Origin of the sequence: Kaistia adipata DSM 17808 (assembly GCF_000423225.1) — a bacterium.
Taxonomy (GTDB): Bacteria; Pseudomonadota; Alphaproteobacteria; order Rhizobiales; family Kaistiaceae; genus Kaistia; species Kaistia adipata.
The window spans coordinates 1-7,175 of the sequence record NZ_AUHO01000001.1; the positions used below are offsets into that span (position 1 = coordinate 1).

The window sequence follows — 7,175 nt, forward strand, 5'->3', positions numbered from 1 at the left end:
CTGCCAGGCCTGCAAAGCACAGAAATCTCGACAAAATTCTCTTCACGATCCAAAACCCAAAAAGCCCCGCCCGGACAAAATCCGGCGGGGCTTTTTGCCGTTCCAAGCATGCCAAAGCCGCGAAACCAGACGCCCCCCGCCGGGGCAGGGCAAAGGCCAGCGCAGGGACGAGATCGCAGGGACAGGCCCGGCCAGGGCCAGCCGGAACAGCCGTCTACCCAAAACCCCGGTATCAACCCCCAGCCGCAGAAACCGCGTCCACCCAGGCCGCCGCAGCAGCCGGCAAAACGCCGCCGAAACACAGCGACCAAACCGCGGGTTGTCTGACGGCTAGCCGCACGGCCTGGCTCAGGTCGACGCCTCTGACGCCGCCAGAACCCCGGCAGCCGTCGGAACGTCCGTGAACAGATGCGTCACGTAGCCACCGCGCAGCGCCGCCAGAATCCCAAGCACCTTCTCGGCGCCGCAGGAGACCAGCATGCCGACCGCAAGGCCGCGCATGCGGTCGGGCACCAGCCCGATCATCCGCGCGTCGAGCGGACCAACCAGATGGTCCCCAAAACCGTCAATGAAGCGGCTGCAGATCAGCCCGACCGCGCCGCGCGCCCGATACTCGGCCAGGTTCTCGAGATCCGCGATCCCGCTCGAAACGATGTGGCTGTCGGCATTGCAGGATCCGACCGCGAACAGAACCTTGTTGATCCGCGCCTGCGCCGCAAGCTGGTCCGCGATGACGCGCTCCTGCGCCAGCGCTTCGGCCATGGCCTGGCTCGAGACGATCGCCGGCACATGCAGATTGACGCAGCGGCCGCCGAAGGCGGCGGCGATGCGCGAGGCGCAGCTTTCGGAATCGAAGCCATAGGGAGAGTTCACCGCGCCGACCAGCTGCACGACGGTGAGGTCCGCGATCGGCCGCGGCGCGATCCGCTCCGACAGGGTGAACACGGTCTGGCCCCAGGCGACGCCCAGCGTGTCGCCCGGCTCGAGAAGATCGGGAACCGCCCGTGCCGCCAGATGGGCCACCCGCTCCAGCGAACCGCCCTCGCCAGGCGCAAGCTGGACGTCAATCAGTCCGAACCGCTCTTTCAAGGCATGCGCATAGTGATGCCTGGCAAAACTCTTCGGATCGAGACGGACCTCGACGATTCCGCGTTCGCGCGCGCTCTGCAGATAGCCGACGACCGAACTGCGCGAGACGCCGAGAAGGTCGGCGATCTCGCTCTGGTTCCGGTCCTCGTAATAATAGAGCCAGGCCGCCTCGAGGATGAGGTCTTCCTGCTGGCGGGCTGGCCGACCCGACGCCGGCCTCGATCGCGGTGCCAATTGCTTCCTGTCCTGGCCGGTGATCCCGGCCTGCCATGAGGCGCCCGTCAGACGAGCGCCTCCTCGTTCTTCCCCATCAGCGTGAAGAGAAGGATAAGCGGCAGGAACGTCAACAGGATCAAGATGCTTCCGAGCGCCGAGGCGACGCCGAAATTGCCGTTCACCACCTCGTTGAAGATCTCGATCGAGACCGTGATGGTCGATCCCGACTGCAGGATCAACGTGGCCGAGAGCTCGCGGATCGTGTTCGACCAGGTGAGCAGGACGCCGGAGAGGATCGCCATCGAGAGCAGCGGAACCGTGACGCGGGCGAAGGTCGCGGCCGGACCCGCGCCGAGATTGACCGAGGCTTCCTCCGTGTCGCGCGACAATTGCTGCAGCGCGCTGACCGACGCGCGGACCGAGAAGGGCAGGCGGCGGATGAAATAGGCCATGATCAGGATCAGCGCCGTGCCGGTCAGGGCGAAGGGCGGGTAGTGGTAGGTCACGACGAGGCCGACGCCGAGCACGATTCCGGGCACCGCGTAGGAGAACATGACGATCGTGTCGAGCAGCGCGCTGATGCGGCCCGGCCGGCGAACGATGATGTAGGCGATCAGCGTGCCGATGACGGCGCAGGCGAGCGTCGCCGTGCTGGTGAACAGGATGGTGTTCCAGAGCGGTCGCGCGAGCGTGCCGGCGATACGACGGTAGTTCTCCAGGCTGAGCTCTGCCGTCAGCACCGGCCCGTTCGCCTTGAGGAACGAGGAGATGACGATGTTGACGAGCGGCAGGATCGCGATCGCCATCAGGAGATAGACGTAGCCTGCCGCGAGCATCCGCTTCAGCGGCGGTGGCTCCTGCATGGTGAGCGGCCGGATCGCGGCGGTCGCGTGCGAGAAGCGCGCCGACAGCCAGCGTTGCAGCAGCAGCGCTGCCGTGGTGACCGCGAGCAGAAGCACGGAGAGCGTGCTGGCCAGCACCGGCTGACCGCCGAAATCATTGACGAACTCGCCATAGATCAGAAGCGGCAGGACGCGGAATTTCTCACCGAGGATCAGCGGCGTGCCGAGATCGGTGAAGGCGGCGACGAAGACCAACAGGGCTGCAGTGGTGATCGAGGGCAGCAGCAGCGGCGCGATCACTTTCATGAAGGTGGCGAATTCGCCGGAGCCGAGATTGCGGGCGGCGTCCTCGACGCTCTGGTCGATCGACTTCAGCCCCGACGACACCAGCAGGAACACGAACGGGAAATATTGCAGCGTGAAGACGAAGATGATGCCCGGCGCGCCGTAGATCGACGGTAGCGATATGCCGTATTCGGCGAAGAAGCGGGTCAGCACGCCGCTGCGTCCGAGCAGGATCACCCAGGAATAGGAGCCGATGAAGGGGGGCGAGACGAAGGTCAGCACGACCACGGTCTTGATCAGGCTGCGCGCCCAGATGTTGTAGCGGCTGACGAAATAGGCGGCCGGAATGCCGACCAGCAGCGCCAGGATCGTGGCGCTGATCGAGACGATGAACGAGTTGATCAGCGAGCGGTAGTAATACGGCTCGGAGAAGAACATCGCGTAATTGTCGAACAGGCTGCGTCCGGCCTCGGTGCCGGAGAAGCTGAGGCCGATGATGTTGTAGACCGGTAGCAGCAGTAGCAGCGTCGTAAGGCCGAGCGCCGCTACCGTCACCATCGGCCAGAAATCGAACAGTCGGCCGAGCACGGCGCCGAGCCGGCCGGTCGGATCCTCGGAGCGGGTCGCCGTGCTCATGCGCCGACCTCCGGCTGGAAGGTTCGCACCGCATGGGGCGGAACGCTGAGCCGCAAGGCGCTGCCCAGCGTCGGCATGGCCATGTCGCGGCGGCCCGGAAGGGCGACGGTGAGTGGCTTGTCGGCGCCGATATCGACCATCAGCTTGACGGCGCCGCCGAGGAACTGGATGTCGCCGACCGTGCCGGAGAGCGACAGCTCAGTGCCGTTTGACGCGTCGGCGATGTCGATGTCCTGCGGCCGGATCGAGACGATGCAGGCGCGCCCGTCGCCGGTGGTCGTGGACGCGCCGCGCAGGCGGCCGCCGCCGGCGAGCTCGATGATGGCGCCGCCATCGGCCTCGCGCCCCAGCACCGTGCCGGGCAGGAGGTTGTTCTCGCCGATGAAGCCGGCGACGAACAGCGTCTGCGGCTCCGCATAGATGCGGTGCGGCACGTCGAGCTGCTCGACCCGGCCGCGGCTCATGACCGCGATGCGGTCGGACATCAGCAGCGCTTCCTCCTGGTCATGCGTGACGTAGATCGTCGTCACGCCGACCTGGCGCTGCAGGCTGCGGATCTCGGCTCGCAGATGCATCCGCATTTCGGTGTCGAGATTGGAGAGCGGCTCGTCCATCAGCAGCACGTCCGGCTGGATCACCATGGCGCGGGCGAGCACGACGCGCTGCTGCTGGCCGCCGGAGAGTTCGCGCGGGCGTCGATGCGCCAGGTGGCCGAGACGCACCAGCTCGAGCATGCGCTTCACCTCGCGCTCGATCTCGGCCTTGCCGCGGCGCCGGGCGCGCAGGCCATAGGCGATGTTGTCGAACACGGTGAGGTGCGGAAAGATCGCGTAGTTCTGGAACACCATGCCGGTGTTGCGCTGATGCGGCGGCACGTGGTCGATGACCTTGCCGCCGAAGCGGATGTGGCCCGAGGTCTGGCGCATGAAGCCGGCGATCATCCTGAGCAGCGTGGTCTTGCCGCAGCCGGACGAGCCGAGCAGGGTGAAGAACTCGCCCTTGGCGATGTCGAAGCTGACAGCGTCGACGGCGGTCGTGTCGCCGAAGCGCTTGGTGACGGAATCGATCGTGACGGAAGTGGTCATCGCGCGTCCTGATGGCGAGGGCGTTGTCGGGCGAATAGCTGCCGGTTCGCGTCACGCGACGCGTTTCAACCGGGATGTGGGCCGCATGGCCGCAGCGGGCATGGCTTTCGGGGAGAGCCGGCGGCGAGACACCGCGCCGGCCGTTCCCTGTTGAAACCGAGCGCGGAACGATCGTGCGCCGGCGGCTCGCGTTCTCTCAAGCGAACCGGAATCCCTTCCCTCGAAACGCTCTGGCGATGCCGGGCGGAAGGGAAGCGCGGGCCGCCGTGTGGCAGCGGCCCGCGACGGGTTCCTACTGGGTCTTGACGATGATCTTCTGCATCTTCGCCAGGATGTCGGCGCGCTCGGCGCTCGCCCAGTCGCTGTCGTAGTCGATGATCTTGATCTCGCTGAGCGGCTTCATCTGCGGATGGTTGGCGACGCCCTTGCGGGTCGGCCGGCGGCCCGGAAAATGCTCGACAAGCTGCTTCTGCGCTTCCTCGGAGAGGAGGTAGTCGGCGAAGAGCTTGGCGGCCTTCGGATTGGGCGAATCCTTGACGATGAACATGCCTTCCGGCTGTGCCAGCGTGCCGTCCTCCGGATAGATGATGTCGGCGCTGTCGGCGAGGACGTAGTTGAAGGCCGCTTCCTCATAGGTGACGCCGAGCGGATATTCGCCACGGCCGACCTGCTGGAAGACGAGGCTCGACTTCAGCACGATGTTCATGTTGGCGGTCATGTCCTCGACCAGCTTCCACGCCTCGTCGCCGCGACCGTAGATCATCAGCCAGGTGTTGAGCGCGGCGAGCGAGGAGCTCGACTTGGACGGGTCGGCGTGGACGACCTTGCCCTTCCACTTGGGATCGGTGAGGTCAGTCCACTTCTTCGGCGCGTCCTCGGGCTTCACCTGCTCGCGATTGGCCATCAGCACCATCAGGCTGGCGGCGAAGGGGGTGTTGTATCCCTTGGAATCGATCATCGCCGGCTCGATGGCGGCGAGTTCGGGCGACGCATAGGGCGCGAACAGGTCGGGTGCCGAGGCGCCCGTGTCCGCGAAGCCGCCCCAGAGCACGTCGGCGCCGGGCCGGTCCTTCTCGGCCTTGATGCGGTTCAGCAGTTCGCCGGTTCCAGCCTTCACGGTCGTGACGTTGATGCCGTACTTCTTGCCGAATTCCTGCGTGAAATAGTCGACCATCTCGGAAGGATGCGAGGCATAGACCACCAGCTCCTTCTCGTGGTCGCCCTCCGCCGCGGAAGCCCAGCTCGTGCCGGCCATCATCGCCACGCCCGTCGCCGCGAGCCACTTCTTCCAGTTCGCTGTCATTCCGTCCCCTCCCGGACCGATTGGGCCGGCGAAGGGCCGGCGCGCAGGATCTCCTCCCGGCTAAGCAATCCTAGCGTCTCATTGACACCTGTCAAACCATGATGACATTTGTCGGAAATGTTGGGATGTGGAGCCATGATCCGGATGCGCGACGAACTCATTCAGCTGGCCGAGGCGGCGGGACGAATCGGCCTCGGCTATTTCCGCGGGACGATCGCCGCGGGCGTCGAGGAGAAGGGGCATCTCGATCTCGTCACGCGCGCCGATCGCGAGGTCGAGGCCTTCCTGGTGGCGGAACTCGGTCGCCTGTTTCCCGAGGACGGGATCCGCGGCGAGGAGGGGGCGTCGGTCCATCCGGATTCGGCCCGGCAATGGGTGATCGACCCGATCGACGGCACCTTCAATTTCGTCCGCGGCATGGATCCGTGGGCGGTTTCGATCGGCCTCTATGAGGATGGGGCACCGAAATTCGGCGTGATCCACGCGCCGGCGCGGGGCGAGACGCTCGTCGGTGGCCCCGGGGAGGCCGTCACGATGAACGGTCGCACGCTGCCGCCGCTGCCGCCGCTCGATCGTCGTCGCGGCGCCATCGCCGTCGGCTTCAGCACGGATACGCCGGTGGAGAAGGAGCTCGCCGCGCTCCTCTTCATCCTCGAGGAGATGAAGTTCACCTATCGCCACTGCGGTTCGACGACGGCGGCCTTCCTGATGCTGGCGGAAGGCCAGGTCGATGCCTGCCTCGGTTTCGGCGTGCGCAGTTGGGACGTGATGGCGGGCCTGCCGATCGTATCGGCGCTCGACGGCGAGGCGACGATCGACTGGACGCGATCCGACCTGATGCAGAAGTTTGACTATCTGGCCGGCTCGAAGGAAGCGGTGGCGCTGGCGCGGCCGATTCTGGCTGCGGCCACGGTATGAGCGCCGCTCCTCGCCTCGGGCGAGGAGACTTTTTGAGAATTTCAGGAGAGGCGGGACGGATGGGCCCGCCTTTTTCTTTGTGCGGCCAGGTCGGACGACGACCATGGCGCCCCTGCTTGTCGGAGTGGCGCTCCCGGCTCGCGAGAATTCTTCTCCGCTGTTTTGGCGCCCTTCCGTTGGGTTGGACTGGTGGGGACGGGTTTATCCACTCTTGTCCCCAGGGGTGTTGGACCCCATGTTGAGAATAGTGATTGACGCGGGGGGTCGGCGTGCCTATAACCCGGCTCAAGAACGCGGGCGGCACCGCTGCCGGCGAACGGAAAACTCGTCTCTGAGTTTTGTTATTTGGGTGCTTGACGGGCCATCGGTTGGTGGCTAGATAAGCGCCTCTGGTTCGGCCGGTTGGCCGGCGGCGAGGCGGTCCTTCGGGGCGTCTGGTTGTTGGCGGATTTGGTTTTGAGTTTTCGACAGTGAAGACTGTCTGTTGTTTGACAAGTGAATAGGAAGAAAGAGAAGCGTAGACGGCGATGTCCTTGCGGCTCTTCCGGGTAACCGGAGGGGCGAAAAGAGACTTCGGCGGCACTACGTTTTATCAAGCTCGCTAGTTGTCTAGCTGACAGAGATGTCGGTGGGATGACAGTGTGCTTGGGACTCTGTCAAGAATACGTAGTGACCAAAGCCGATCAAGATCTCATTCAATTTGAGAGTTTGATCCTGGCTCAGAACGAACGCTGGCGGCAGGCCTAACACATGCAAGTCGAACGGTTCCTTCGGGGACAGTGGCAGACGGGTGAGTAACGC

At 65.1% G+C, this 7,175-nt stretch carries 5 protein-coding genes and 1 rRNA gene; 2 read left to right on the forward strand and 4 right to left on the reverse strand.

Going from position 1 to position 7,175, the window contains the following annotated elements:
• Positions 1–348 precede the first annotated feature (348 nt).
• The 4 genes from G539_RS0100005 to G539_RS0100020 form a co-directional block, all read right to left on the reverse strand.
• On the reverse strand, positions 349–1,323 hold the full coding sequence (locus G539_RS0100005) for a sugar-binding transcriptional regulator (RefSeq protein WP_029073399.1): 975 nt from the start codon (positions 1,321–1,323) through the stop codon (positions 349–351).
• A 47-nt stretch (positions 1,324–1,370) separates the two neighbouring features.
• Positions 1,371–3,068: an ABC transporter permease gene (locus G539_RS0100010; protein ID WP_051230927.1), complete on the reverse strand. Its 1,698-nt coding sequence runs from the start codon at positions 3,066–3,068 to the stop codon at positions 1,371–1,373.
• Positions 3,065–4,153, reverse strand: a complete 1,089-nt coding sequence (locus tag G539_RS0100015) for an ABC transporter ATP-binding protein (RefSeq protein ID WP_029073401.1) — start codon at positions 4,151–4,153, stop codon at positions 3,065–3,067. Before G539_RS0100015 ends, G539_RS0100010 begins: the two co-directional genes overlap by 4 nt.
• Before the next feature lie 292 nt (positions 4,154–4,445).
• Positions 4,446–5,456: an extracellular solute-binding protein gene (locus G539_RS0100020; RefSeq protein WP_029073402.1), complete on the reverse strand. Its 1,011-nt coding sequence runs from the start codon at positions 5,454–5,456 to the stop codon at positions 4,446–4,448.
• 135 nt (positions 5,457–5,591) lie between these two features.
• On the opposite strand from G539_RS0100020, the gene G539_RS0100025 reads away from it, so the two are divergent.
• The gene (locus G539_RS0100025) at positions 5,592–6,374 is read left to right on the forward strand and encodes an inositol monophosphatase family protein (RefSeq protein WP_029073403.1); all 783 of its coding nucleotides are present in this window, start codon (positions 5,592–5,594) and stop codon (positions 6,372–6,374) included.
• 696 nt (positions 6,375–7,070) lie between these two features.
• Positions 7,071–7,175, forward strand: a 16S ribosomal RNA gene (locus G539_RS0100030); the annotation flags it as partial.

Excerpts from the sequence above, each read along its gene's own strand:
- G539_RS0100010 (WP_051230927.1), bottom strand. The coding sequence starts at position 3,068 with ATGAGCACGGCGACCCGCTCCGAGGATCCGACCGGCCGGCTCGGCGCC.
- G539_RS0100015 (WP_029073401.1), bottom strand. The coding sequence starts at position 4,153 with ATGACCACTTCCGTCACGATCGATTCCGTCACCAAGCGCTTCGGCGAC.
- G539_RS0100020 (WP_029073402.1), bottom strand. The coding sequence starts at position 5,456 with ATGACAGCGAACTGGAAGAAGTGGCTCGCGGCGACGGGCGTGGCGATG.
- G539_RS0100025 (WP_029073403.1), top strand. The coding sequence starts at position 5,592 with ATGATCCGGATGCGCGACGAACTCATTCAGCTGGCCGAGGCGGCGGGA.